This is a genomic window from Halorubrum zhoui (genome assembly GCF_051194155.1).
In the GTDB taxonomy this organism is placed as follows: domain Archaea; phylum Halobacteriota; class Halobacteria; order Halobacteriales; family Haloferacaceae; genus Halorubrum.
Genome location: NZ_JBLZNJ010000001.1, coordinates 1 through 25,586 on the forward strand (window position 1 = coordinate 1; position 25,586 = coordinate 25,586).

24 protein-coding genes and 1 rRNA gene are annotated in these 25,586 nt (G+C 69.6%); 13 read left to right on the forward strand and 12 right to left on the reverse strand.

The genetic code is table 11. The features are described 5' to 3' along the window. Positions 1-203 precede the first annotated feature (203 nt). A 5S ribosomal RNA gene (rrf, locus tag ACNTAO_RS00005) occupies positions 204-325 on the forward strand. A gap of 119 nt (positions 326-444) precedes the next feature. Here the strand turns inward: rrf and ACNTAO_RS00010 are convergent. Further along, positions 445-723: a DUF8124 family protein gene (locus tag ACNTAO_RS00010; protein WP_435159864.1), complete on the reverse strand. Its 279-nt coding sequence runs from the start codon at positions 721-723 to the stop codon at positions 445-447. Between the two features lie 110 nt (positions 724-833). On the opposite strand from ACNTAO_RS00010, the gene ACNTAO_RS00015 reads away from it, so the two are divergent. After that, positions 834-1,727, forward strand: coding sequence for a DMT family transporter (locus ACNTAO_RS00015; protein ID WP_435159865.1), 894 nt, complete (start codon positions 834-836; stop codon positions 1,725-1,727). 8 nt (positions 1,728-1,735) lie between these two features. Here the strand turns inward: ACNTAO_RS00015 and ACNTAO_RS00020 are convergent, their stop codons facing one another. Beyond that, positions 1,736-2,236: an SRPBCC family protein gene (locus ACNTAO_RS00020; protein ID WP_435159866.1), complete on the reverse strand. Its 501-nt coding sequence runs from the start codon at positions 2,234-2,236 to the stop codon at positions 1,736-1,738. A gap of 174 nt (positions 2,237-2,410) precedes the next feature. Between ACNTAO_RS00020 and ACNTAO_RS00025 the strand changes: the two genes are divergently transcribed. After that, positions 2,411-3,337: a DNA-3-methyladenine glycosylase family protein gene (locus ACNTAO_RS00025; RefSeq protein WP_435159867.1), complete on the forward strand. Its 927-nt coding sequence runs from the start codon at positions 2,411-2,413 to the stop codon at positions 3,335-3,337. Positions 3,338-3,416: 79 nt separating this feature from the next. Next, positions 3,417-3,764, forward strand: a complete 348-nt coding sequence (locus ACNTAO_RS00030; protein ID WP_435159868.1) for a DUF555 domain-containing protein — start codon at positions 3,417-3,419, stop codon at positions 3,762-3,764. A 79-nt stretch (positions 3,765-3,843) separates the two neighbouring features. On the opposite strand, the gene ACNTAO_RS00035 is transcribed toward ACNTAO_RS00030, so the two are convergent. From ACNTAO_RS00035 to ACNTAO_RS00050, 4 genes are all read right to left on the reverse strand, one after another. Further along, positions 3,844-4,077, reverse strand: coding sequence for a UPF0058 family protein (locus ACNTAO_RS00035; protein ID WP_435159869.1), 234 nt, complete (start codon positions 4,075-4,077; stop codon positions 3,844-3,846). A 119-nt stretch (positions 4,078-4,196) separates the two neighbouring features. Next, entirely contained in the window at positions 4,197-4,376 is a 180-nt protein-coding gene (locus tag ACNTAO_RS00040) for a DUF7836 family putative zinc-binding protein (RefSeq protein WP_435159870.1), read from the reverse strand. Positions 4,377-4,453: 77 nt separating this feature from the next. After that, on the reverse strand, positions 4,454-5,473 hold the full coding sequence (locus ACNTAO_RS00045) for a transcription initiation factor IIB (RefSeq protein ID WP_435159871.1): 1,020 nt from the start codon (positions 5,471-5,473) through the stop codon (positions 4,454-4,456). A gap of 194 nt (positions 5,474-5,667) precedes the next feature. Further along, a complete protein-coding gene (locus ACNTAO_RS00050) occupies positions 5,668-6,993 on the reverse strand; it encodes a Zn-dependent hydrolase (RefSeq protein ID WP_435159872.1) in 1,326 nt (441 codons plus the stop codon). A gap of 203 nt (positions 6,994-7,196) precedes the next feature. Between ACNTAO_RS00050 and ACNTAO_RS00055 the strand changes: the two genes are divergently transcribed. Then, on the forward strand, positions 7,197-7,382 hold the full coding sequence (locus ACNTAO_RS00055; protein WP_435160215.1) for a PLDc N-terminal domain-containing protein: 186 nt from the start codon (positions 7,197-7,199) through the stop codon (positions 7,380-7,382). 14 nt (positions 7,383-7,396) lie between these two features. Here ACNTAO_RS00055 and malQ read toward each other — a convergent pair whose 3' ends face one another. Beyond that, positions 7,397-8,878, reverse strand: a complete 1,482-nt coding sequence (gene malQ / locus ACNTAO_RS00060; RefSeq protein ID WP_435159874.1) for a 4-alpha-glucanotransferase — start codon at positions 8,876-8,878, stop codon at positions 7,397-7,399. Between the two features lie 149 nt (positions 8,879-9,027). Between malQ and ACNTAO_RS00065 the strand changes: the two genes are divergently transcribed. After that, complete coding sequence (locus ACNTAO_RS00065; RefSeq protein ID WP_435159875.1) at positions 9,028-13,794, forward strand: DUF7997 domain-containing protein; 4,767 nt, start codon at positions 9,028-9,030, stop codon at positions 13,792-13,794. 21 nt (positions 13,795-13,815) lie between these two features. Here ACNTAO_RS00065 and ACNTAO_RS00070 read toward each other — a convergent pair whose 3' ends face one another. Together ACNTAO_RS00070 and ACNTAO_RS00075 are read right to left on the reverse strand one after the other, a co-directional pair. Then, the gene (locus tag ACNTAO_RS00070; RefSeq protein ID WP_435159876.1) at positions 13,816-14,268 is read right to left on the reverse strand and encodes a DUF8009 family protein; all 453 of its coding nucleotides are present in this window, start codon (positions 14,266-14,268) and stop codon (positions 13,816-13,818) included. Further along, positions 14,261-16,063 (reverse strand): DNA mismatch repair protein, encoded by a 1,803-nt coding sequence (locus tag ACNTAO_RS00075; RefSeq protein WP_435159877.1) that lies wholly within the window; start codon positions 16,061-16,063, stop codon positions 14,261-14,263. Before ACNTAO_RS00075 ends, ACNTAO_RS00070 begins: the two co-directional genes overlap by 8 nt. Before the next feature lie 133 nt (positions 16,064-16,196). Here ACNTAO_RS00075 and ACNTAO_RS00080 point away from each other — a divergent pair, with 133 nt between their 5' ends. Next, on the forward strand, positions 16,197-17,369 hold the full coding sequence (locus ACNTAO_RS00080; RefSeq protein WP_435159878.1) for an MFS transporter: 1,173 nt from the start codon (positions 16,197-16,199) through the stop codon (positions 17,367-17,369). 220 nt (positions 17,370-17,589) lie between these two features. Here the strand turns inward: ACNTAO_RS00080 and ACNTAO_RS00085 are convergent, their stop codons facing one another. Then, positions 17,590-18,243, reverse strand: a complete 654-nt coding sequence (locus ACNTAO_RS00085; RefSeq protein WP_435159879.1) for a potassium channel family protein — start codon at positions 18,241-18,243, stop codon at positions 17,590-17,592. 4 nt (positions 18,244-18,247) lie between these two features. After that, complete coding sequence (locus ACNTAO_RS00090) at positions 18,248-19,693, reverse strand: APC family permease (RefSeq protein ID WP_435159881.1); 1,446 nt, start codon at positions 19,691-19,693, stop codon at positions 18,248-18,250. Between the two features lie 220 nt (positions 19,694-19,913). Here ACNTAO_RS00090 and ACNTAO_RS00095 point away from each other — a divergent pair, with 220 nt between their 5' ends. Then, positions 19,914-21,089: a glycosyltransferase family protein gene (locus ACNTAO_RS00095; protein ID WP_435159882.1), complete on the forward strand. Its 1,176-nt coding sequence runs from the start codon at positions 19,914-19,916 to the stop codon at positions 21,087-21,089. 74 nt (positions 21,090-21,163) lie between these two features. Beyond that, positions 21,164-21,697 (forward strand): DUF7109 family protein, encoded by a 534-nt coding sequence (locus tag ACNTAO_RS00100; RefSeq protein ID WP_435159883.1) that lies wholly within the window; start codon positions 21,164-21,166, stop codon positions 21,695-21,697. A gap of 38 nt (positions 21,698-21,735) precedes the next feature. On the opposite strand, the gene ACNTAO_RS00105 is transcribed toward ACNTAO_RS00100, so the two are convergent. After that, positions 21,736-22,119 (reverse strand): TlpA family protein disulfide reductase, encoded by a 384-nt coding sequence (locus ACNTAO_RS00105; RefSeq protein WP_435159884.1) that lies wholly within the window; start codon positions 22,117-22,119, stop codon positions 21,736-21,738. A gap of 88 nt (positions 22,120-22,207) precedes the next feature. On the opposite strand from ACNTAO_RS00105, the gene ACNTAO_RS00110 reads away from it, so the two are divergent. The 4 genes from ACNTAO_RS00110 (at position 22,208) to ACNTAO_RS00125 (ending at position 25,576) form a co-directional block, all read left to right on the forward strand. Next, positions 22,208-23,125, forward strand: coding sequence for a PLP-dependent cysteine synthase family protein (locus ACNTAO_RS00110; RefSeq protein WP_435159885.1), 918 nt, complete (start codon positions 22,208-22,210; stop codon positions 23,123-23,125). Between the two features lie 72 nt (positions 23,126-23,197). Then, the gene (locus tag ACNTAO_RS00115) at positions 23,198-23,587 is read left to right on the forward strand and encodes a hypothetical protein (RefSeq protein ID WP_435159886.1); all 390 of its coding nucleotides are present in this window, start codon (positions 23,198-23,200) and stop codon (positions 23,585-23,587) included. 76 nt (positions 23,588-23,663) lie between these two features. Beyond that, the gene (locus tag ACNTAO_RS00120) at positions 23,664-24,284 is read left to right on the forward strand and encodes an MOSC domain-containing protein (RefSeq protein ID WP_435159887.1); all 621 of its coding nucleotides are present in this window, start codon (positions 23,664-23,666) and stop codon (positions 24,282-24,284) included. Between the two features lie 119 nt (positions 24,285-24,403). After that, entirely contained in the window at positions 24,404-25,576 is a 1,173-nt protein-coding gene (locus tag ACNTAO_RS00125; RefSeq protein ID WP_435159888.1) for an MFS transporter, read from the forward strand. The last annotated feature ends 10 nt before the right edge of the window (positions 25,577-25,586 follow it).

The following is a 25,586-nucleotide window of genomic DNA, read 5'->3' on the forward strand; positions in this document are numbered from 1 at the left end:
CGAGGCAACGAGGCGTTGAGTCCACGAGCACTAACAGACCATGCCACAGTCATACGTCCACTGGAGTTCCACACTCCGGATGGGTTCAGGCGGTAGCTGGATCGCACGGATACACGGTCGTGCTGGAGTAGTCCAGCCGAATCGAACCAGCCCGACACAGGCGTCTCCACGAGGAGTCTCGGTTCGAGCCCGAGAGTCGGCATAAAGGCGGCCAGAGCGGTGGGGAAACACCCGTACCCATTCCGAACACGGAAGTTAAGCCCACCAGCGTGCCGGGAAGTACTGGAGTGAGCGATCCTCTGGGAACCGCGGGTCGCCGCCTATCCATTCATACGGGGGCATTCCCCCACGCATCTTCATTACGACGAGCAGCAGTGCTGTGAGGCGACTGAGGGCGCTGTCATCGACCGGTCGGGACGATCCGGCCGTCGCGTGGCCGACGGCTCAGCGTCGGGTAGGGGCCGTGAGGTCGTGGTCGACGACGGTCCCGTCTGGGCGGATCGTCACCGTCCCGAGACCGACGGTGTCACCCGTCGTATACTCCGTCGTGATCTGTTCGAGGACGGTCTGCTGGTCGAGTCGGTCCCACACGACGTCGGCGACGAGCGACTGAAACGCCGCTGGATCGGTCCATCCGGGGTCGATGTCTGTCGGCACGTGCACGAGGAACCGGAGTTCGTCGTCGGTGACACGCACGCCGACGCCGAAGGTGTCCGCGGCCATGGTACCGGTTCGGCCCCGTCGGTAAAGTTCTCGTCGGGGCGGTACGCCCCGGCCGTGGCGCGCCGTCCCGAAAGGTGTTTGCGGACTCGTAGCGTGGTCCACGTGCGTATATGTCGAAGTCGTCACCGATCGTCTCTCCGGTCGTCGGACTGGTCGGTGCGGTGCTCGCGGTGAGCACCGGGGCGATACTCGTGCGGTGGAGTGGAGCCCCGAGTTCGGTGGCCGCGTTCTACCGCGTGGTGTTCACGACGGTGCCACTGCTTCCGGTTGCCGTCTGGCGCTACCGCGAGGCGTTCGCACGGATGCGGGCGCGTGATGCAGCGTTCGCTGCGCTCTCGGGCGTCGCACTCGCCGTTCACTTTGCGGCGTGGTTCGAGAGTCTCGCGTGGACGAGCGTCGCGGCGAGCGTCACGCTCGTGCAGTCACAACCGGTGTTCGTCGCGCTCGGGGCGTGGGGACTGCTCCACGAGCGGGTGACGCGTCGGACGGGTATCGGTATCGCGGTCGCGGTCTCCGGGATGGTCGCGATGTCGCTCGGCGATCTCCTCGGTGGCGCGTTCGTCGGTACACGGCCGGTGTACGGCAACGGGCTCGCCTTGCTCGGTGCGGTGACGGCTGCCGGGTACGTCCTCGCTGGACGGTCGCTTCGACAGCGACTCGCGTTGATCCCGTACGTCGTCGTGGTGTACGGCGTGTGTGCGGCCGTGCTGTTGGGTATCGTCGTGGGCCAGGGCGCGCCACTGACCGGCTATCCCCCGCGGGAGTGGGCCGTGTTCGTCGGTCTCGCCGTCGGACCGGGACTGCTCGGGCACACCGTGCTCAACTGGGCACTGGGTCACCTCGAGTCGAGTGTGGTATCGGTGTCGCTGCTCGGCGAGCCGGTCGGAGCGACCGTCCTCGCGGCCGTGCTCCTCGGCGAGTTGCCGACTCGGTTCACGGTCGTCGGTGGCGTGGTCGTCCTCGCCGGCATCCTGCTCACGACGCGCGCGCGTGGCGACCGGTGACGCGCGAGTCAGCCGTCGACGAGCTGTCGTGCCGTACGGCGGTGTCGGTCGCGGAACATCCCTTCGAACCCGACCTTCGCGAGTGGACCGACGGCGTCGCCGAGCGCACCGAGAGGCAGCCGGTACGTCACCGAGTCGACGAGGATCGTCTCGTCGCCGTCGGCGTGGAAGGTGTGGGTGTGTTCCCACCTTCGGAACGGGCCGTCGACCATGTCGTCGACGAAGTAGGCGCTCCCCTCGACTGGTGTGGTACCGGCCGGCTCTCGTTCGACGATCCGTGATGTCCACTGCTGACGGGGGACGACGCCGAGCGGCTGCATCGACATCCGTATCTGCGATCCGACGGTCAACACCGCCGGGTCGGGCTCGCCGTTCGGTCCCTCGACGCGCGCTATCTCGAGGCGCATCCAGTCGGGGGTGAGCGCGACCAGGCCGTCGATCGTCGAGTGAAACGCCCACACCTCGTCGATAGGTGCCGCAATACGAGTCGTCCGGCGGTACGTTGGCATACGAATCGTACGCGCTGACCGAGTAAAAGCCTGCCCGCACGCGATCCACCTCGGGTGTGGTGTCCCGATCCAGCCGTGGACGAGCGAGTCGGCAGTCGTCCGCACCGGAGGCCGCGCGTGGCCGTCAGCGTGGTATCGAAACCCCGATACGGCCGCGTGGCGTGTGTCGTATCGATGGAACGTGGCGCGATCGACATCGCCGACCTCGACGGGCCGTTCGACCTGCAAGCGACCGTCGAGAGCGGCCAGAGCTACCTGTGGAACCGCGCCGACGGTGGGACGTACGAGACACTCCACGCGCACGGCGGCGACGAGTGGTACGCGACCGTCGTTGACCCGATACCGGGAGTTACCGACGAACGCGTCCCGGTGCGGGTGCGACAGGTCGGTGGCGTCCACGACGGAACCGTCGAGTGGGAAGCCTCGACGGACGCGGTGCCGCTGCTCACGCACCTGCTTCGGCTTGACGACGACCTCGACGCGATCGTGGCTTCGATGCCCGATCTACCGCTGCTCGAGCGCGCGTTCGACCGATACGAGGGAATGCGTCTGACCCGGGACCCGGCGTTCCCGTGTCTGATATCCTTCATTTGTTCGGCACAGATGCGCGTGGCACGCATCCACGGGATGCAGCGCCGGCTCCGAGAGACGTACGGCGACGTCGCGCCGCTTGACGGCGAGCCGTACCACGCGTTCCCGACGCCAGGACAGCTCGCAGCGCGTACCGAAGCCGAGCTGCGCGAGCTCTCGTTAGGGTACCGCGCGCCGTACGTCAAAGAGACGGCGACGATGGTCGACGACGGTGAGGCGCACCCGCGTGAGGCAGCCGGACTCCCGTACGAGGACGCCCGCGAGTCGCTCACGCGCTTCGTCGGCGTCGGTGACAAGGTGGCCGACTGCGTGGCGTTGTTCTCGCTCGGGTACCTGGAGGCCGTCCCGCTCGACACGTGGATCCGCACGACGATCGAAGAGTACTATCCCGACTGTGCGTGTGGGTCGTACGCGGAGACGTCGCACGCGATACGGGCGCAGTTCGGGGGCGAGTACGCCGGGTACGCACAAACGTACGTCTTCTACCATCTTCGGGCGGGCGGCGAGTGAGCCACGCCGGCCGACGTCACCGCATGTGGTGTCACGCGGCCGAACGTTGATACGCGCTCGTCCGGTATACGAACACGTAATGGACTGTCGAGTCGTCGTCGAGGCCGCCGTGCCGGTGTACGACGTCGAGACCCCCGAAGAGGCGGTTCGGATCGCGGTCTCGAAGACCGGCGCGTCGTTGAACCCCGACCTCAACTACGTGGAGATCGAGGCGGGTACCCGGACGTCGCCGAGCGGCGAGGCGCTCCCCGCAGCGTTCGTCGCCGCAGACGAGGCGCTCGTCGCCCTCGAACTCCAGATGGACGTGTTCAACGTCGATCGTGAAACACACGCGGGACGGATCGCGAGAACGGAGATCGGCGAGCGACTCACCGACGTCGCGCTCACTGTGCTCTCGGTCGAACCGATACCGTCCGAGGATACCTGAGAGACGGTGGCGTTGAGCCGAAGCGGCCGCTCGCCGGTCGTCGGCACACGGAGTCGGACGGGCGCCCGTCGTAGAAAACTCAGTCTGCGGTCGGTGCGAGCGGCTCCGTAGTCGCCTCGTCCATGGAGTCGGTGATTCCCGCTGTCAGCTTGAACACGGCCGCCTTGTGGTCTGTCTTCGACTTGTGAATCGACGTCGGTTTGACGCCGAGTTCCTCGTACATCGCGAGGTCCATCTCGTTGTCCCAGTACTCGCACTGTTTTCGTACTTCTGCGAGAAGGCCGTGAAGGTGGATGAGTTCCTGCTTCTTCATGAGTACCACCCTTTTGCTACCGGAGGGTTATATTACTATCCTGAGTCTAGTTACCACACCGCGTTTCTATATAGTGCCTCAGCGCGGCGTGTGAGTGGACGTGGTCGCTCGAGACGCGGTCACTGGAACTGCCGAACGGCCTCGAGGTCGCGTTCGGTCCGCATGAACTCCGTAAGCCGGTGGGTCGCGTGACAGCCCGGACAGCTGAAGTTCGTCCGGAGCTCGGGGAGGTCTGCTGGGTTGTCCTGCCACGCTTTTCCACACTCGGGACAGACGAGTCTGACGAACGCGTCGACCATATGATAAGCTCACCTCCGACGGCATAAAAACGTACGCACGAGCGGCCGGTCAGGCCGCGACGGCAGCGTGTCTCGTCTCATGGGAGCCGTTGGTCGCTCGCATCGAGCAGCTCCGTGTATCGGTTTCGGATGGTGACCTCGGAGACGTCAGCCACCTCGCTGACGTCGCTCTGTGTCACCTTTTGATTCGAGAGCAGGGCTGCGGCGTAGACGGCTGCCGCAGCGAGTCCGACCGGTGACTTGCCGCTCGTGATTTCGGCGCGCTTTGCGCTCTCGATGAGCGCTCGTGCCGTGCGCTCGACCTCCTCGTCTCGGTCGAGCCGAGAGACGAATCGCGGGACGTAACTCGCCGGGTCGGCGGGCTCGACCTCCAGTTTGAGTTCGCGGATCAGGTAGCGGTACGTCCGCGTGAGCTCCATCCGATCGACCCGCGAGACGGGCGTGAACTCGTCGAGGCTCCGCGGGGTTCCGGCCTGTCGGGCCGCGGCGTATAGTGACGCAGTCGCGACCCCCTCGATGGAGCGGCCGGGGAGGAGGTCCTCGCGCAGCGCGCGTCTGTAGATCACGGAGGCGGTCTCGCGAACCGTCTCGGGGAGACCGAGCGCGCTCGCCATACGGTCGATCTCGCCGAGCGCCTGCTTGAGGTTTCGCTCCTTCGAGTCGCGCGTCCGGAACCGCTCGTTCCACGTTCGCAGGCGGCGCATCCGCTCCCGCTGGCTGCTCGAGAGCGACTTGCCGTATCCGTCACGGTCCTGCCAGCCGATGTTCGTCGAGAGCCCCTTGTCGTGCATCAGCTTCGTCGTCGGGGCGCCGACGCGCGACTTCGAGTCGCGGTCTGCGGCGTCGAACGCACGCCACTCGGGGCCGCGGTCGACGGAGTCGGTCTCGACGACGAGTCCACACTCCGTACAGACGGTCTCGCCGTGTTCGGTGTCGGTCAGCAGGCGGCCGTCGCACTCCGGACAGCTGGTCGGCCGGGTCGTCTCCGCTCGTGGCGACTCCTCCGGCCGTACGCGTGCGTCCGTCTCGTCGGCTCGACCACCGCCCCGCCCGGTACCCGTCGATCGGTGCTCGTCTCGAATGCGTGTCTCTGTCATGGTGTATCGCCGGTCTGTTTCCCGGCGAAAAATGATGCCGAGAGTTCGACTTGCTAACTACAAGTAATCTATACAAGTATATAAATCATTCGCAAATGCTGGTTCGACGACGCGTGAATCGTCGCTCACGACCGTACGTAGCCACGATAGAAGGCTCCGCCGTGACGGGTGGCGATCGCGACGCGGGCACCCGCTCACACGGTGCTATTTGAACCTTGTGACGACGTTTCCCCCCGTCGGTGACCGCACTCTCCGGCGTCGACACCGGCCGCTCGCGCGAGGCCGCCCGCCAGCACCTGCGTCGCGACGGCACAGTCGTCCCAGTCGGTCCACTCGCGGGGGTTGTGTGAGATGCCGTCTCTCGACGGGGCAAAGAGCAACGATGCGTCGGTGACGCGTGCGACGCGCATCGCGTCGTGTGCGGCACCAGAGTGAAGATCGATTGCCGTCACGTCGGCGTCTGTGGCGGCCTCGTGTGCCGTCGTCCGAAGCCGCGCGCTCATCGGTACCGGGTCGACGCTCGCCGGTTGGACGAACGTGGTGTCGACCCCACGGTCGCGCTCTATCCGGTCGAGTGCGTCGCGCGCCGCGGCGACGATCGTCTCCATCGATTCGGCCGTCACGTCGCGCACGTCGAGGCTCGCCTCGACGCGACCGGGAACGACGTTCGACGCGCCCGGTGCGACCTCGAGTGATCCGACCGTCCCGACGGCCGTCGGCGAGTCGGACTCGACGACGCTCGCTGCTGCCGCCTCGACGTCGAGCACGAACTGACTCGCGGCGGCGAGCGCGTCGGCCCGTTCGTCCATCGCGGTAGCACCCGCGTGGTTCGCCTCGCCGACGATGGTCGCCTCCCCGTGGGTGATTCCGGTGATGGTGGTGACGACCCCGACGTCAGCGCCGGCGTCCTCGAGCGTGGTGTCCTGCTCGATGTGGAGCTCGTAAAATCCCTCCCAGCCGCTCGGGTCGACCGTGGCGTCACCGCGGTACCCGATTTCATCGAGGGCCGCACCGAGCGTCTCACCGTCGTCGTTCTCGAACGCGAGCGCCTCCTCGACGCTCGTCTCGCCGATCGCGACGCTCGACCCGAGGAGTCCGGTTCCGTACGTCGCTCCTTCCTCTTCGGTGAAACAGACCACGACGACCGGCCGTACCGGTTCGACTCCCGCGTCCTGCATGGCCCGAACCGACTCGAGTGCGGCGTACACGCCGAGGGGTCCGTCGAAGATCCCGCCTTCCGGCACGCTGTCGAGGTGGCTTCCGCAGGCGACCGGCGCGGCGTCGGGGTCCGCCTCCGCCGGCACCCACTCGCCGACGACGTTCCCGACGGCGTCGACGCGCACCGAGAGCCCGGCGGCTTCGAGTCGCTCGGTCAGTCGGTCGCGAGCCCGCCGGTTCGCCTCGCTGCCGGTCCGGTTCGTTCGGCCGCGTTTCGCCGGGTCGTCGAACTCGATCGCTCCGAACGCCGCGTTCGCCTCGATGTCCGCTCTGAGTCGGTCGGCGTCGACTGGAAGCTCCATACAGCTCCGGCTCGCTCCGACGGGAAAAACGGTTCGTCGAGTCGGCACGGACGAGCCGACGCGGACCGACGTCGACGGCTCGTCACGCCCCACGCGTTCTGTCTGCGGTGGTCTGGCGGCCACCGCTGCTCTCCGTCGACAGGGCGCCCGACACAAGACACTTGCTTAATCGCGCCACCTGTCTACACGTGGTTCTGATCCAGATGGGGATCGCGGCGGGGGTCTCGCTCGTCGTCGGGCTGCTCACTCTCCTCGCGCACGTCCTGATGATCGCGTGGACCTACCGCGACGCGACACGGCGGAGTTCGCACCCGGCGTTCCTCTGGGCACTCGTCGTGTTCTTCGCCCCGCTCTTTGGCGTCGTCTTGTACCTCATCTTCGGCCGGTGAGCGGACGCGGTCGCTCACCGAACGTGGAACGCACCGACCTCGCGGAGGCGCGCTGCGAGCTCGTCGCTCAGCGCCTCGCTGCTAACGCGCCACTCCCAGTTGCCCGCGACGGTCCCGGGCTCGTTGAGCCGTGCCTCGCTGCCGAGCCCGAGCAGGTCCTGGACGGTCGTCATCGCGAGGATCGCCTCTGACCCCCACACCTCGTCGATGATCGCCCACTCGATCGGGCGGTCGCCGACGCCCAGGTTGTAGTGGAGCGCGTCGCGCTGTGACTCCGGGAGGTCCTCGTAGTAACCGACCCAGGTGTCGGTGTCGTGTGTCGAGGTATAGCCGACGACCTGCTCGGGGTAGTGCATCGGCTGGTACGGGTTGCCTGCCTCCGCCCAGTTCGCGTACTGTGGCACCCGCATGCCCGGTATCTCGAACGCGGTGAGGAGGTCTTCCATCCGCCGGTCTTCGAATCCGAGGTCTTCGGCGATGAACGGGACGTCACCGAATTCGCGTTCGACCGCGTCGAACAGCGTCCGACCGGGACCATCACACCACTCGCCGGCCGCCGGGTCGTCGGCCGCAGCGGGGATCGCCCAGTATCGCACGAACCCGAGGACGTGATCGAGTCGCACCACGTCTGCGAGCTCGAAGAGCCGTCGAAACCGGTCGAGCCACCAGTCGAATCCCGTGTCCGCGAGGTGGTCCCAGTCGTACACGGGGTTCCCCCACCGTTGGCCGTCGTCGCCGCGATTCGGTGGCACTCCCGCGACGACGGTCGGCCGATTCTCGGCGTCGAGCCGAAACGCCGACGGCGACGCCCACACGTCGGCGGAGTCGAGCGCGACGTATATCGGCACGTCGCCGACGATCTCGACGCCGGCCGCTGCGGCCCGTTCGCGCAGTGCGGTCCACTGACGGTCGAACACCCACTGCAGGAAGGTTCGATACCGGATCTCCGTCGCGTGTGACTCCCGCGCCGCATCGAGTGCCTCTGGGTCGCGCGTCCGAAGCGGTGCCGGCCACTCGACCCAGGTGTCCTCTGGCCGGGCCGCAGAGAGCGCGCGAAACAGCGCGTAGTCGTCGACCCACGGCTCGCGCTCGCGGAAGTCGTCGAGCGTGGCAGCCGCGTCCGCGGTCGCGTCGAAGCGCTCGAAAGCCGACCGCAACCGCGGATGCGTGTACTCGCGAACCGCCTCGTAGTCGACGCGGTCGCGCGGAAACGACGGGACCGGCTCCAGGGCCGCCGGCTCGAGCCACCCCTCTTCGACGAGGCCGTGGAGGTCGATGAACAGCGGATTGCCGGCGAACGCCGACGGCGACTGGTACGGCGAGTCGCCCGCTGCGCCGATGGTCGGGCCCAGCGGACACACCTGCCAGTAGTCGACGTCGGCGGTCTCGAGAAACGAGAGAAACGTCTCGGCGCCCCGGCCGAGGTCGCCGATGCCGTGAGGACCCGGCAGCGACGTGACGTGACAGAACACGCCGTCTGAACGATCGAATCGCATAGCTACGCCTGTGTCACCCACCGACTCAAGCGTTGCGGGGTCGGCGGTACCGCGTCCGGCGGGCGGACCGGGCGTCGGCCGACCGACGGTCGAGGCGACCGCCCGTCAGGTCCGTCAAGGCTTTTGCCCCCGCGGCCGGCACACCTGTCATGCGACTGCGAACCGCGATCACCGAACACGCCCGTCGCCGTGGCGCTCGCTACCCCGCAGAGCGACCGACGACGGTCGGGGCGTTCACCGGCGACGGCGGCCGACTGGTCCACGTCGGACCCGACGGCGACGCCCACGACTGCTCGTACGCGCTCTCTGGTATCGGCGGCACCGATCGCATCCGGATCGGCATCGCCGGCGGCGCCGGCGTGCGCTGGCTCGCGGACCTCGAGACGACGCGACAGCACTACGCCGGCGATACCCCGCTCGTCGAGACCGAGTACGACGCCGGCCGGTACACCGTCCACCAGTACGACCTCGTCGTCGACGACACCCACCTCACGCACGTGGTGTTGCGCGGAGCCCCGCCGGCCGACGCCGACCTCGTCGCGAGCTGTGCGTTCGCGCCGGACCTCGCGGAGGGGCGCGTCGGAAACCTCGTCCACGAGGGTGCCGGACCGGACGGCGGCGACGTCGTCGAGGTGTTCCACCGGCGGGAACACGACTTCCTCACCGCCTCCACTGGCCTCTCTGCGGCACACGGCAAGCGGCAGGCGACGATCGCCCAGCTGCTCGGCGAGGACGACGGCTACGCCCTCCACCGCGGCGAGATCGACGAGCGCGAGGACACGAGTCTCACCCCGGACGTCGTGGTCAGAGCACCGTTCGAACGCGAGGGCCACACCGAGCGCGTCACGCTGGCCAGCCGAGCCGTCCGCGACGAGCCGGCAGCCTCTCACTCCGAGACGGACGCGACCCGAGACGCCGCCCGACTCGACGAAGACGGAGCACGAGCCGACCGGCTCGAGACCGTCGCGCAGATCGCTTCGGCCCACGGGGATACCGACAGCGTTCGGGCGGCGGCCGCCGACCGTGCACCGTCGGTTCCCGCCGGCACGCCACGGGCCGAGACGGTGGCGAGCGACCTGCGCGTTCTGGAGCTGCTCACCGCGGAGTCCGGTTCCCGGATTGCCGGGCCCGAGTTCGACCACTTCTACGCGACCTCCGGCGGCTACGGCTACACGTGGTTCCGCGACGAGGCGGAGGCGTCGAGTGCGTTGCTCACGGCGGCCGACGAACTCGACCTCGACGTGACGGACCGACTGCTCGACTCTGCCGCGTTCCTCTGTCGGACTCAGGACGCCGACGGGAGTTGGCCGCACCGCGTCTGGGCCGACTCGGGCCGCGTCGCGCCCGGCTGGGCGAACGCCCGCATCGAGTCCGCAGACGGCGACGACCCGAACGACCAGCTGGACCAGCCCGCGACCGTCGTCGCCTTCCTCGCGACGCTCCGTCGCCGCCGGGACGTCCCGGAGACCCTGTCGGCCCGCGTCGACGAGGCCCTCAGCGACGCGTTCGCGTTCCTCCGTGAGACCACCCGCGACGACGGCCTGCCGCGGCGCTGTCAGAACTGCTGGGAGAACGCGGTCGGCCGGTTCACCCACACCGCGTCGGCGTACCTCCGTGCGTGCTCGGCCGTCGCCCGCGCGCCGGTCGACCCCGACCTGCGGGCACGGGCCGCGCGGGCGGCCGACGAGGTCGTCGCGGGACTCCAAGAGCGCTGGATCCCCGAGCTCGAACGGTTCCCCCAGCGGGCGAGCGCCCACGAGTGCGACGAACGGGCGGACGCGAACACCTTCGGGCTCGCCGACGCGCTCGCCGAGTACGACGCACTGCTCGCGATTCGCCCGTCGCCCGGCGGCTCCCGGCGGACTGCCGGGACCGACGCGGCCGAGACCGCTGGCGGTGGCGACGCCGCCGACGCTGGTACCGCCAACGAGAGCGAGGTGTCGCTGCCGCCGGTCGCCGACGCAGTGTCGCCGTCGCGGTTCGTCTCACAGGTCGCGACGCACGTCACGACGACGATAGACGCCCTCCACCGGAAGACCGAGGACGTCGAGGGGCTGATCCGGTTCGTCGGCGACGACTGGCGGACCGCAGAGCAGACGGGCGCGAAGGTGTGGTCGATCGCGACGCTGTGGGGCGCGATCGCCTCGGCAACGGTCGCCGACGTCCACGAGCGACGCGGCGGCGACCCGGACACACACCTAGCCGAGGCGAAGCGGCTCTACGCGCTGTGTGAGCCGGACGGCCCGTTCTCGAACGAGGCCGACCTGCTCTGTGAGCAGGCGTTCGACGACGGCGACCTCGACAGCGCGACGCCGATCGCGTGGGCGCACGCCCTCCGGGTCGGCGCGACGGCCCACCTCGCCCGCCACGAGGCGCTGCCGGTGCCACACGAGCACCCGAGCGGTCCCGAGGCCCCGCGGTGGACCACCGGGCGCAAGTTCGGCGTAGTCACCCCGGCCGACCACGAGGCGTCGACGCCGGTCCCGGTCTGGTTCACGCTGACGGAGGGAGCGCTGACCGAGGCGCGATTCCCTCGGATCGACGTGATGAACCTCCGGACGCTCGACTTCCTGATCGTCGACCCGTCGACGGGACACACCGTCCGCACGTTCCAAGAGACGGGATTCGCGGGCGCAGACGAGACGATCACACGAACCACGGAGCCGGTCGCCGACGACGCGCTCGCGTACCGACAGACGATCCGTGAGGCGGGCGGTGGCCACGGCCACCGCTGGGAGCTCACCGTTGAGTACGCCGTCGACACCGAGGGAGACGCCCTGTTGGCCGACGTCGAGTTCAGCGGTGCCCGGCCGTACGACGTGTACGCGATCGCGGACACGACGCTCGGCAACGTCGGCACGGACGACCACGCCGAGCGCGTCGGTGAGGACCGGTACCGCCTGGTAGCACACTCCGAGCACGAAGAGCGCCCCCCGAGCAAACTCGTCGACGCGGACGGCGAACCGTTCGAGATCGCCGCCGCGCTGACGAACGCTGAGGGCTTCGCGTGGGCGAGCGCGTTCACCGCCGGCGACGACGACCTCCGGGCGTTGTTCCGGGACGGCGACCGTCGCTCGGCTACCACCGAGGCAGCGGGGAACGTCGTGCTCGTCGGCCTGCTGGGTCGTGGGACCACCGTGACGGACACGGTGGCGGTGGGCTTCGCCGAGCACGCAGATACCGCGGCCGCCCTCGGCGAGGCGGAGGGGGCCCTCACGCGCGGGTTCGAGGCGGTCACCGCGGCGTACGTCGACACCTGGCGCGAGTGGCTCGCCGGGCGGTCGTACCCGGACGCGGTCGCCGGCGCGGACGACCTGGAGGCGCAGTACCGGTTCGCGCTCATGACGCTCGCCGCGGTCGAGGACAAACGGCACCCTGGTGCCGGCATCGCGAGTCCGTCCGTGCCGTGGGGTGAGACCGAGTACGCGGCGGAGGGGCGCGGCTACGGCTACAACTTCGTCTGGTCGCGTGACCTCTATCAGGTGTTCACCGCTCTCGTCGAGGTCGGCGAGGTCGACCGGGGGGCCGACGCGCTCGCGTACCTCTACAACACCCAACAGGACGAGTCGGGATTCCTCCCGCAGAACACCTACATCGACGGCCGGACCCGCTGGGGCGGCGAGCAGATGGACAACATCGCGTACCCCGCCGTGATGGCCTGGCAGCTGTACGAACGCGGCGTGACCCTCGAGACGGCGGCGTACGACTACGAACAGGTCCGGCGATCAGTGGGCTACGTGGCCCGTAACGGTCCTCAGACCGCCCAGGAGCGCTGGGAGGAGGAAGCCGGCTACTCACCGTCGAGCATCGCCGCGGAGATAGCCGGCCTCACCTGTGCCGCGGCGCTCGCGCTCGCCGAGGCCGACCGACTGTCGGCCGGCGACGATGTGGCTCGGGGGGCGTCGCCGACGCCGTCGACGCTCCGCGCGGACGCACTCGCCTGGCTCGCGCTTGCCGACGAGTGGACCGCGAACGTTGAGACGTGGTGTGCGACGACCACCGGCACCGAACGCCACCGTGAGACGCCCTACTACCTCCGGATCACGGCCGACGGCGACCCGGATGCCGGCAGAGCACGGACGATCGCCAACGACGGCCCGACGTACGACGAGCGCGAGATCGTCGACGGCGGCTTCTTAGAGCTGGTGCGCCTCGGCGTGAAACCGGCCGACGACCCCGTCGTGCAGAACTCGGTCGCGGTCGTCGACGACTCGATCCGCGTCGACACCCCACACGGGCCGGCCTGGTACCGCTACGTCGGCGACGCGTACGGCGAGTTGGGCTACGGCGACCCCGGCGGTCCGTGGGCGGGCGCCGGTAACGGCGTCGGCCGCCTCTGGCCGATATTCACGGGCGAGCGCGGAGAGTACGAGTTGCGTGCACGAGCCGACGACGTCGACGGATTCGGCGGCACCGACGAGTCCGCACTCGAACCCGACGCCCTCCTCGAGACGATGGCCGGCTTCGGCAACGACGGACTGATGCTTCCCGAACAGGTGTGGGACCGCGAGTACCGCACCGACTACGGCTGGGAGTTCGGCGAGGGCACCGGCGGGGCGACCCCGCTCGCCTGGTCGATGGCTGGATTCGTCCGGCTCGCACACGGCGTCGACGCCGGTGAACCGGTCGAGACGCCGGCGGTCGTCCGCGAGCGATACGTCGAGCGCGACCGCCCGGCCGGTCCGGACCTGACGGCGGCCGCCACCTTCGACGGTGCGACGGTCGTCGTCACCGGCGAGACGTCGGGCGCGGTGGTGTCGGCGTTCACGGCCGAGGGTTCGACCGTCGGTGAGCCGGTCGACGGCGAGTTCGAGCTTCGGCTCGACGACGTCGATCCCCGAACGGTCGTCGTTGCGGCCGCCACCGGCGAGGACCTCCACGCCGCCGGGACGGCCGTCGAACGCATACGACTCTGAGCCCCCGTGTCGCGGTGTGGCTCATCCCAGCGGCGTCACGTCGACCGTGTGCGTCGACACCGCGTCTGCCTCCTCGACGTCGGCGTCGACCGCCAGTTCGACGCTGCCACCGACGGCCTCGCGCACGGCCGTTCGCCACTCGGCCACCGCCTCGGCGTGTCGCTCGCGACGGGTCTCGACGTCCGCGTCCGGATGGTCGGCCACGGTGTCGTCGACTTCGGGATACGCTGGCAGCGGATCCACGAGGTCGGCCGCGTCGACGTGGATCGGCTCGGCCGGCTCACTGGCACCGTCGCTCACGCGGTGGATTCGCGCGCGCATCCGCCCGGAAAACGGCGGCGTCACCCGCAACACCACGCGGCCGTCGCTCCGGAGCGTGGCCTCGAGTGCGTTCGCGACGTCCGCTCTGTGGACCGCGAGCGAGCGGATTCGACGCGGATCGGCGGGGTCGCGGTCGGACGAATCCTCACGCATCGTCGGGGCTCCATCGGGCATCGGAGAGCGTTCGTTGGACGGCTGCCTCGCCGACGGCGGCCGCGAGGTGTTCGAACCCCCGCCGGACGTCGCGGTCGGCCGCGTTCGCGACGAGTCGCGAGACGATGAACTCGGGCGTCGACCGGCCGATCGTGCCGAACCGCGGCTGGTAGTCGACGCGTAGCGCCAGGTCGTTCGTGAGCCCCTCCGCGAAGATGCCGTCGACTCTGGCGGCGTCGGGGAGCGGACTCAGGTCGTCTGCGAGGTGGGTGACGTAGACGCCGAGCGCCTCGCGCTCGACGGTCAGGTCGACGAGACCGTTGAGCAGGTCGGCCGCTCGGCCGGGCTCCGTGATCGCTTCGAACTCGTCGACGAGCATGAGCGTCCGTCCGGACTCGACGAGCGGCGGGACGACAGACCGGAGCGTAGACTCCAACACTCCGGCGTTGAACGACGCGTGTCGTCGGTGAAACACGATCCGGTCGAACCCGCCGACGGCAGCTGAAGACGCGGGCACCGGCAGCCCCATCGACGTGAGTAGCGCGACCGCACACAGCGTCTCGAGCAGCGTGGTTTTCCCGCCGGAGTTTGCCCCCGTGAGAACGGTCACGCGGTCACCCGTCGGCGGGTCCACGCCGCCGGCGACGTCGGCCGCCGTCGCGTCGCCGTCGTCACCGCCCCCGAGAGGGTGCGTTCCGACCCCGTACGAGACCGGCTGGACCGACCCGTCGACGAAGAGGCTGCGTGCGTCCCGAACCGCCAAGCCGTCGTCGACCAGCCGCGGGCGTGTGAGCCGATGTGCGGCCGCGAACCGACCGAGTGAGAGCTGGAGAGCGAGGTCGCCGACGACCGCGACGGCCCGCGCTACGTCGCTACCCCCCTCGTCGAGACGCTCGCGCACCGTCGCGGCGACGGCCGCCTCGCGGTCTTCGACGGCGTCCTCGAGCGTCTCGACGAGCCCGCGGAGCGTGGCCGAGACGAAGTCAGCCGCATCGAGCGCGTCCTCGGGTGCGGCCGCACGGACCGTCCCCGGGTCAGCGCCGGTCTCGGCCGCGACGTGGTCGACGGTCGCGGCGGCGAGGGCCTCGAAGTCGCGGACCGATCCGTCCCGAACCTGCTCGAGGACGTCGAACGCCGAGTCTGCGAGCGTCTCTGCGGCGGTGAGCCGCTCGCGGCGCGCGTCGAGCTCCGCGTCTGCGCCGGTCGCGATCGCCACGGCCCCGTCGCCGATCGGACCGCGGACGTCGCGGAGGGCGTCAGCGGCCGCCTCGAGCCCCTCGTCGTCGAGTCCCTCCAGCGCGGCGAACGTCTCGCCGGTGAGTCCGACGTCTCGCAGGGTGCGTGCCGTCTCGACGGCCGCCCGGTCGGTGCCGTCTGCCTCGTCGTAGGCGGCGAACGCCTCGACGACGCGATCCCGCTCGGCCTCGTCGAGCCTCTCCCAGGCGTCACGGGCCGCGACGACGTCCTCGAGCCGCGACTCGATCGTTTCCCGGTCGAGACACGGGGTGCGCACCCGGATCCGGTCGGCGGCGTGTTCGGTCAGCGCGTAGCCGGCCGCGAGCGAGAGCAGGTCGTCGTACACGGCGCGGGTGTCGGCGGTCGCGAGCACATCCATCCCGGCTTCGCCGTTCGCTCGCCGGAGGATCCGCGTCGCCCGCCCGCGAGGGACCCCGGCGTCGACGAGGGCGCGGACGTCGGCCGCCTCGATGGCCTCGACCGCTCGCGACTCGCCGAGTTCCGTCGTGAGGAGGGCGCTCGTCTTCGGACCGATTCCCCAGTAGTCCTCCAGTCGCATAGCGTGGAGTCTCGGCCCGGCGTCTTGGCGCTTTCGTCCGTGTGTTGGCTCGGCGCGGGCCTCCTCGCGCCCGGCGTCCCCGCCAGCCGGCCGCTTTCACAATCTTTGTGCTGCCGCCGACGAAACGGTCGGCGTGTCTCGTCACCGGCTGTTCGGATCGCTGTGTGCGATGGTGTTCCTCGTCAACTTCGCTCGGGTGGTGTTCGCCCCGCTCGTCGGCGAGTTCATCGACGAGTTCGGCATCCGCGAGGGAACCGCCGGGCTCGTCGTCACGCTGGTGTGGCTCGGCTCGGCCTCGCCGCGGGTGCCGACCGGGTGGATCCTCACGCGCGTGCCGCGGCTGCCGGTCGTCCTCGCCGCCGGCACGACCCTCACGCTCGGCGCGCTCGGCGTGGCTGTCGCCCGAAGCGTACCGGCGCTCCTCCTCACGTCGTTCCTCGTCGGGATCGCCTCCGGCGTCTACTTCGTCGCCGCGAACCCGCTCGTCTCGGAGCTGTTTCCCGACCGCGTCGGCCGGGTCATGGGCATCCACGGGACGGCCAGCCAGTTGGCCGCGGTCGTCGCCGCCCCCGTCGTCACCGTCGCGCTGTGGCTCGACTGGCGATACGCGTTCGTCGCGCTTGCGGCCGCCGCCGCACTCACGACCGCACTCATCGGTCTCCTCGGGCGACGGACGACACTCCCCGACGCGGGCCGCGACGACACCGACTTCGTCGCCGGCGCCCGGTCCGAGTGGCGGCTCGTCGTCGCCGCCGTCGTGCTCATCGGGCTCACGAGCTTCGTCTGGCAGGGGCTGTTCAACTTCTACGAGCTTTATATGCTCGAGAAGGGGCTCGCGCCGACGACCGCCCGAAATCTGCTCACGCTCATCTTCGCCGCCGGCGTCCCGGCGTTTCTCGTCTCTGGTGAGATCGCCGACCGACTGCCGAGCGTCCCGTTCATCCTCGCGATCGTCACGGCGTTTCTCGCGAGCGTCGTGGCCGTCGTGCTCGCGTCCGGTCTCCTCGCCGTCGCGGTCGCGAGCGTCCTCGTCGGCTTCTCGATCCACATGTTGTTTCCGGCGGGCGACACCTACCTGCTCGGGTCGCTCCCCGACGAGGCTCGGGCGTCGGCGTACGCGGTGTTCTCCGCGGGGATGATGACGACGCAGGCGGCCGGCTCGTGGGTCGTCGGCGAGGCCGTCGAAGCCGGCGTGAGCTACGACGGCGTCTTCGTGACCGCGACGGTAGGGCTCGCCGTACTCGTGCTCGTGTACGCCGTGGCGAACGCGGCGGGACGCGTCCCCGGCGGTGCTGCCGAGTCGTGACGCCCGCCGCGAGCGACCGAGTCGTCGCCGGCGGGTCGTCGCCGATGACCCGTCACCGGTGATCCGTCGCCGTCGCGCCGGCGAAGCGAACACGGCTGTCTCGCCGGTTCGACGCCGGATCCGATCGCGTGGTGAGTCCATCTGTGTCGGGTCTGTACCGGGATGTCTCTCGACGAGCCGGAAACGAAGGCGATTCGGACGGGCTGTCGGTAGCCTCGGGCTACCCGCGCATGAGGTTCATGACCTCGTCTGCGACGTCCGGCTCGACGGCGACGACGTATCGTCGACCGGGAGTCAGCGTCGTATCCGGCCTGGCGACCTGGTGGCCGTCGTCGTCCGAGACGACGAGCGTTCCGGTGGGGAACCGCACCGCAGAGAGCGCCTTCCCGGCTGCAGGCGCTCCCTCCTCGACGCGGACGAGCATCACGTCGAGCGAGCCCGTCACGTCTGCAAGCGTCTGGACGTCGTCGCCGACGATCTCGTTCGCGGCGAGCTGGGCGCCGGCCCGCTCCGGGTACACCACCGCGTCGACGAACTCGGTGTACGACGTGGCCTCGGCGCGGTCGACCCGCGCGACGGTTCGGATCCCCGGTGAGAGTTCGGTGGCGGCCAGACACACCGCGAGGTTGAGTCCGGACTCGCCGGTGAGTGCGGCGACGACGTCGGCCCCCTCGACGTCGGCCTGGTCGAGTATCGACGGGTCGGTGGCGTCGCCTTCGATCACCGTCGCCAGCCACTCGTCCGCGATGGCCGACGACGTGGCCTCGTCGCGCTCGATGATCGTGACCCTGTGGCCCCGCTCCGTGAGGATAGACGCCGCTTGAAAGCCGACTCGTCCGCCGCCTGCGACGACGACATCGAGGTCTGTACTCATCGTATCACGCTTCGGGCTCCTCCGTCATTTCTGTACCGGTCTCTGACAGGTCGGGCTCTGCGGGTCCCGTGTATCGGCGCAGCCCGAGGTACGCGACCCCACCGAGCAGCAGCCAGCCGGCGCTGAGCCCGAGCGCCAGCGGGTCGGTTCGAACGAGGAACACCACGAGCACCCCGGTCAACACCAGGTTCAACACGATCCCGATCACCGGCGGTGCCGGGTAGAACGGCATCTCGTAGGGACGTGCCATCTCCGGTCGCTCCCGCCGGAGGCGGATCACGGCGACGTTGACGACGACGAACGAGAGCAGGAAGAACAAACTCGACATGTTGCCCGCGCTCTGAGTGGGCAACACCACCGACCCGAGCATCACCACCGCGCTCGCGACGATCGCCACGAACGGCGTCCCGTACCGGTAGTGGAGCTGTCCGAACGAGGGGAGTAGCTGGTCTTCACGTCCCATCGAGAACGCCACGCGCGAGGAGGCGATCACGACCGCGTTGAGCGCCGTGAGCGTCGAGAACACCGCACCGAAGACGATGAGCGCCCCGCCGTTGCGGATGACCGGGAGCCCGGTTGGCATAAACGAGGTCGCCGCCGCGGCGATGCCGGCCTCACCGGCCTCCGCGAGCCCGCCCGCGCCGAGCGTGCCGATCGCGACGGCCACCACGGCGAGGTAGACGACGACCGTGGCCGCGAGGCTCACGAAGATCGCCTTCGGGATGTTCTCGCGTGGGTTCTCGACCTCCTCGGTGACGGTCGTGATCAGGTCGTACCCCTCGAAGGCGATGAACGTCAGTCCCATCGCCGGCAACACGGCCGTCGGTCCGTTCGTGAACAGCGGCTGGAACTCGGCGCTCGAGAACATCGGCGAGGCGACGCCGAAGCCGACGAACACCACGAGGATGCTCACCTTGATTATGGTAAACAGGGTCTCCACGCTCCCACTCGCGGCGGTCGAGAGGGCGTTGAGCGTCACCAGCCCGAGCACGGCGACGAACGCGAGCGCCACCGACGGGGGGAGCGTCGCCTCCACCACCGGGAGCGCGAGCCCGGCCACCTCCTCCGGCGGCGGCACGATCTCGTACACGTGGAGCAGTTCGAGGAAGTTCGGCGCGAATCCGAGCGCGTACAGCGCGCCGGCGATCATGTACGCGAACCAGAGCATCCACCCCATGATGAACGAGGCGGCGTCGTCGAATATCTCGCGGACGAACGCGTATCCGCCGCCGCTCTTCGGGATCGACGCTGCGAGCTCGGCGTACGAGAGCCCGGTGAACGCCGTGACGACGCCGTTCAGCGCGAAGACGACGATCGCCGCCGGCCCGGCGATCTCCGCGGCGAGCCCCGTCAGTACGAAGATCCCCGCGCCGATCATCGCGCCCATCCCGATCATCGTCGCGTCCAGCAGGCTCAGCTCTGCCTCCGGAGATCGGGTTTCACTACTCACCGTCGCTCACCGCCTGCGTGTGTCAGTGCGTGACCCATCGCGTATGTGCGTTCCAAGTGAGCGCCTCCGGCGGTCTATATGTTGGGTTGGTTCGGTGACGGTCGCCGGCCACACGCTACGCCGACCGCTGACTCGCTGGTGTGACGGTCCGGTTAGTGCTGGCCCAGTCGTCCCGTGTGCATCGTGCATATTTAGGGCCTCGTCGCCCTGTAGTACGCTAATGGAGTACGTCCAAGAGCGCGTGACGACGCTGCACGCGCTGTCCGAGCCGCAGCCCGACGCGCCCGCCGGGCGGGCGGCCGTCGTGGTGCCGATGACCGAGCGTGAGTACGGCACCCTCGCGGCCGAGCGGGTGCTCACGGCCTTGGAGACGGTTGCCCCGGCGCGGGTGGTCGTGCCGCTGCGTGCGACCCCGGCGCGCGCCGGGCCGTTCGCCGCCTGGCTCGACACCTTCGACGTCGACGTCGAGACGCTGTGGTGTGACGGCCCTCGCCTGGCCGACCTTCTCGCCGAACGCGGACTCGACGGCACCCGTGGGAAAGGTCGCGACGTGTGGCTCGCGCTCGGACAGGCCCTGAACGAAGAGTATGTCGTCGTCCACGACGCGGACACCGAGACGTACTCGCCGGCGTTCGTTCGCCGGCTGTTGTACCCCGTCGCGAACGGCCACGCGTTCTCGAAGGGCTACTACGCCAGAGTGGAGGACGGAGCGCTCTACGGCCGGCTCTTCCGACTCTTTTTCCGGCCGTTGGTTCGGGCGCTCGCCGACGCCCACGCCGCGCCGGTGCTCGAGTACCTCGAGTCGTTCCGGTACGCGCTCGCCGGCGAGTTCGCCGCGACGACGGACCTGGCGGCCTCACTTCGCGTCCAACGCGGCTGGGGACTCGAGGTCGGTACGCTGGGCGAGGCGTTCCGGTATGCTGGCTTCGAGGAGAGTGCTCAGGTCGACCTCGGGCGATACGAACACGACCACCGGGCGGTGAGCGGCCCCACCGGACTCGCCGACATGAGCCGGGCCGTGGGGGCGGCGACGCTCCGGGCGGTCGAGGACGCGGGCGTCGACGTCGACTACGACCGACTCGCCGAGCGGTATCGAACCGCGGCCACCGCGCTCGTTCGACAGTACGGCGCCGACGCGGCGTTCAACGACCTCTCGTACGATCCAGCCGACGAGCGCGACCAGGTGGCGACGTACGCCGAGGCGATAGCCGAACCTGGGCCCGACACCCGGCTCCCAGCCTGGGAGACGGCACCGCTCTCGCCGACGGAAGTCGCGAACGCGGCTCGAACGGATCTTGACTCCGTCCTCGATACCACGGCCGAGTCGGCATCGACGTCGACGAGCGATCCCGTCGCCAGACGAGACGGGGCCCCGACGGGTGGTGGTGACCGATGACCGATGACCGGAGACGACCGATGACCGGAGACGACCGATGACCGGAGACGACCGATGACCGACGGAGGGCGGTGATGGACCGCGCGCCGACCGACGACGCGCCCGACTGGCTCGCGCCCGATGCGCTCGCGGGCATCGTCGACCTGTTCGGGTGGCTCACGCCGACGGAGCTGCGTCGGGCGGTCGACGAACTCGCGTTCAAGCGCCGAGAGACGGTTGAACCGAGTACGGTTGCGGCCGTCGTCGACGACGCCGTCGACGCCTACGTACTCGTGTCTGCACCATCGGCGGCGATCGACGAGGGCACCGTGCCCCTCGACGATGAGCATCCACTCTTGACGGTCGGCCCGGTCGCGTTTCCGACCCTCCCGGACGGCGCCACCGACCTTCCGCACATCCTCGACGTCGATTCTCGAACCGTCATCCGGGAGGCCCTCGCTGACGCGGTGCTCGATCGGCTCTCAGAGGAGGCGGTGGCGGCGATCACCGCGGACGACGCCACGCGGCTCGAGACGCTCGCAGACGTCACGTACGACCTCGAGGCGTGGGCGGCCGTCGACGTCGGTCGGGTTCGCGACCGGATCGTGGCCGAACTCGACGACTCGTGAGTTGGCTCCGTGGCCAGTGAACGGGCTCGACAGCGACGCTACTGCGTCGTACCGAGGTCCGCGAGGTCGCGTGCGAGCGCCTCGGCTATCGAGACGTCTGCCTGCTCGACGAACCGAGCGACCTCCGTGCCGTCGGCGTCTTCCACGACGACCGTGGGGATCCGCTCGATCCCGTAGGCCTCGACGCCCGGTCCCTCCTTGCCGTCAGGTCCCTTCGAGACGGGATACGACTGGATCTGCTCGTCGTCGACGCCGGCAGCAGACAGGGCCGCACCGAACGCCGGGAGCTGCGTCTGACAGTCGCCACACCAGTCGCCGCCCCACACCACGTACCGGTAGTCGCCGTCGAGGGCGTCGAGTACGGCTGTATCGAGCGAGTCGGGGTCGAACGACGGGTCGGGTTCGAGCGTTTCGAGCGACATACCCGTCGTTTCGCGCGCCGGCTTATGAACGCCGCGGCGGCGGCGACGTCCGCCGAGCATTTGAGCACTGGGTGCGTCGGTGCGGGTGATGGACGACAACGTGCTCGCAGGGCTCGGCTCGCCGCTGGTGCGGGTGTCCTCGCCGCCAGAGACGACGGTGGCGGCGAAAGTCGAGTCACGAAACCCCGGGGGGTCGGCCAAGGACCGGCCCGCGCGCTGGATGATCGAAGCCGCGGAGGCGGCGGGCGACCTCGAGCCGGGCGACGGCATCGTCGAGCCGACCTCGGGGAACACGGGCATCGGGCTAGCGATGGTCGGGGCGGTGAAAGGGTACGACGTGACGCTCGTCATTCCCGCCGGCAAGTCGGTCGAGCGTCGACGGCTGATGCGTGCGTACGGAGCCACTGTGGAGGTCGTCGACGGCGACATCGCCGCCGCAAAAGACCGTGCAGACCAACTCGAACGCGAGGCTGGCATGGTCCAACTCCGTCAGTTCGAGAACCCGGCGAACCCGCGGTCTCACTACGAGACGACGGGCGTGGAGGTCCTCGAGCAGGTCGGCGACCGCACGGTCGACGCGCTCGTCGCTGGCGTCGGCACCGGCGGGACGATAACCGGTACGGGCCGACGACTCCGGGAGACGTTCCCCGAGGTCCGGATCGTGGCGGTCGAGCCGGCGACGAACGCCGTCCTCTCCGGCGGCGACACGACCGGCGACGAGTTTCAGGGGATGGGGCCGGGATTCGTCGCGCCGAACCTCGACGAGTCGCTCCTCGACGACGCGCGAACGGTCGAGCTTCCGGCTGCCGAAGCCGAGTGCCGTCGTCTGGCGCGCGAGGAGGGACTTCTCGTCGGACAGTCGTCGGGAGCCTCGAACCTGGCCGCAAAGCGCGTCGCAGCCGACCTCCGTGATACGGGCGCGTATGTCGGTGCAGAGCCGCTCGTGATCACCGTCTTCTGGGACAGCGGCGAACGGTACCTCTCGTCGGGGACGTTCGACGAGTGAGCCGGTGCTGGCGGTGCAGTGGGGAGCACGACCGATCCGGACGTTCAAGACGACACGCCACCGAAGGCGTGTGTGAGCGCTCGATCGACGACCGAGGATCGACCCGGTGTGCCCGACGCGATCGACCGTCGGTTCGACGGCCCGTGGCTCCGCGTGCTCGCGCTGGCGACGGCCGGGTGGATCGTCTGCTTCGCACTCGACTGGATGCTCCTCGCTGCCGGCACTCCCGCCGCGGCCGCGGTCGGATTCACCCACCGGTACCTCGTCGCTCCCCTCGCGACCGCCGCGATCCTGCTCGACGCGCTCTCGTTGGGCGAGCGCGGCGTCGTGGCGCTCGGTTGGGTCAAGTGGGCGTACGCGCTCGCGGCGCTGCTCGCTCCGCCGGTCGCCGTGGTGTACTACGCCCACCGTGAGTGGATGCGGCCCGACGACGCGTCACTCCTCGCTGGCCCCGGTGAGTGACGGCCGTCTGCGTCGACCCCCGGCCTGCGTACCCACCTCGCCGTACGACTATGTCCCCTCGACCCGAACGACGCTCGTGAACGACCAGGCCCCCAATCCACACGCTGTCACCGACTCGCGAACCGACGCCGACCCGCAGACTGGAACCGTAACCGACCTGTTTCTGGCGCCAGAGAGCGGCGACCCGCCGCAGTCACGTTCCGCCGTCGACGTCGTCGAAGGCGGGGTCGCCGGCGACCGCTACTGTCGCGGGGCGGGTCACTTCCAGCTCGACGCGTGCGCGGTGACGCTCGTCGCCGCCGAAGCCATCGCGGCCGTCCGCGCGGAGACCGGAATCGACGTCTCCGACGGGCGGCACCGCCGAAACGTCGTCGTCGACGGCTTCGGAACCGGCATCGACGCCCTCCTCGAGACGGACCTCCGCGTCGGCGAGGCGCTGCTCAGACCGACCCGCCGGCGGCCGCCCTGTGCACACGTCGAAGCACTCGCCGGCGAGGACGGACTCGCGGCCGCGCTTCGGGACCGCGGTGGGCTTTGTTGTGACGTCGTCGAACCGGGACGCGTCGCGGTCGACGACGCGGTCGTGATCGAGCGAGCCGCACCGCGCGAGGCGGGGGCGGCGATCGCCGACAGACTGCGTGCCACGGGCTCGTCGGCGCGAGATGGCGGCGACGGTCACGACGACATCGACCGGTAGCCAACGGTTTAACGCGCCGCATCACGACCGTCGAGTCGACCCGTGATACGCGTGCCGCCTCTCAACTTCTTCGGACCGGTCCGTTCTGCCCGCCAACGCCGTTTCACGGAGCGGGTCACATGAGCTGGCGCTACCGTCACACGGTGTTGACCCTGTGTATGCTCGCGTTCTTCGTCACGTACTTCGCGCGGGTGGCGATCAGCCCGGTCGTCCCGTTCGTGATCGACGACTTCGGCGTCTCGAACACCGCCGTCGGGCTCGCGCTGTCGGGAATGTGGTTCGCCTACGGCGTCGCGCAGTTCCCGAGCGGGATCCTCGCCGACCGCTTCGGAGAACGACCCGTCATCCTCGTCGCCGTCGTGGGGACGATCGCGACGAGCCTGCTGCTCGCGGTCGCCCCCGCGTTTCCAGCCTTCGTCGTCGCGGCGGTCCTGCTCGGACTCGTCGCGGGGCTCCACTACGCGGTCGCGACGACGCTGCTCTCGCGCACCTTCGACGACCTCGGCACCGCCGTGGGCCTCCACTCGCTCGGCGGGCCGCTCGCGGGACTCACCGCCCCCGTCGCAGCCGCCTGGGTGGGCGTCCGGTACGGCTGGCGTCCCGGGGTCGCACTCGCCGCTGCGGTCGGGGTCCCGGTCCTCGTCGCCTTCGCGTGGCGCGTTCGGCCGGCTCCGCCCCGCCGCCCCGACCAGTCGATGCGCGCCCGGCTGCGGATAGGCCCGCTCGTCGCACTGCTCTCGCGGCCGAGCGTGCTCCTCCCGCTCGCCGTCGCCATGCTCGGGACCTACGTCGCTCAGGGGATCATCTCGTTTCTCCCGACGTTTCTCGTCGAGTTTCGCGCCCGATCCCCCGCGTTCGCGGGCGCCGTCTTCTCCGCGTTCTTCGTCGTCCGCGCGGGCGCACAGGTCGGGATCGGTCGTCTCTCTGACCGCGTGGGCCGCGACGCGGCGATCGGGGCCGCGATGCTCGCCGGCGGTCTCGGCGCTGCCGGCTTCGTCTGGCTCCCGGGCACCCTCGGGCTCGGCGTCGCCGTCGTCTTCGCCGGCTTCGGGTCGAGCTTCTTTTCGGCTATCGACCCGCGGTTCATGGACGCGATGAGCGAGGCCGAACGCGGGGCGGGATTCGGTCTCGTGCGAACGGCGTACACCGTCGTCGGCTCGGCGGGATCGGTCGGCGTCGGGCTCGCGGCCGACCTGTTCGGATGGGGCGTCTCGTTCGGGGTCGTCGCCGCGCTCTTTGGCGTCGCGTTCGCCGTCCTCGCGGGCAACCGGCTGGTCGGTCCGGGGTACTGAGCCGACTCCC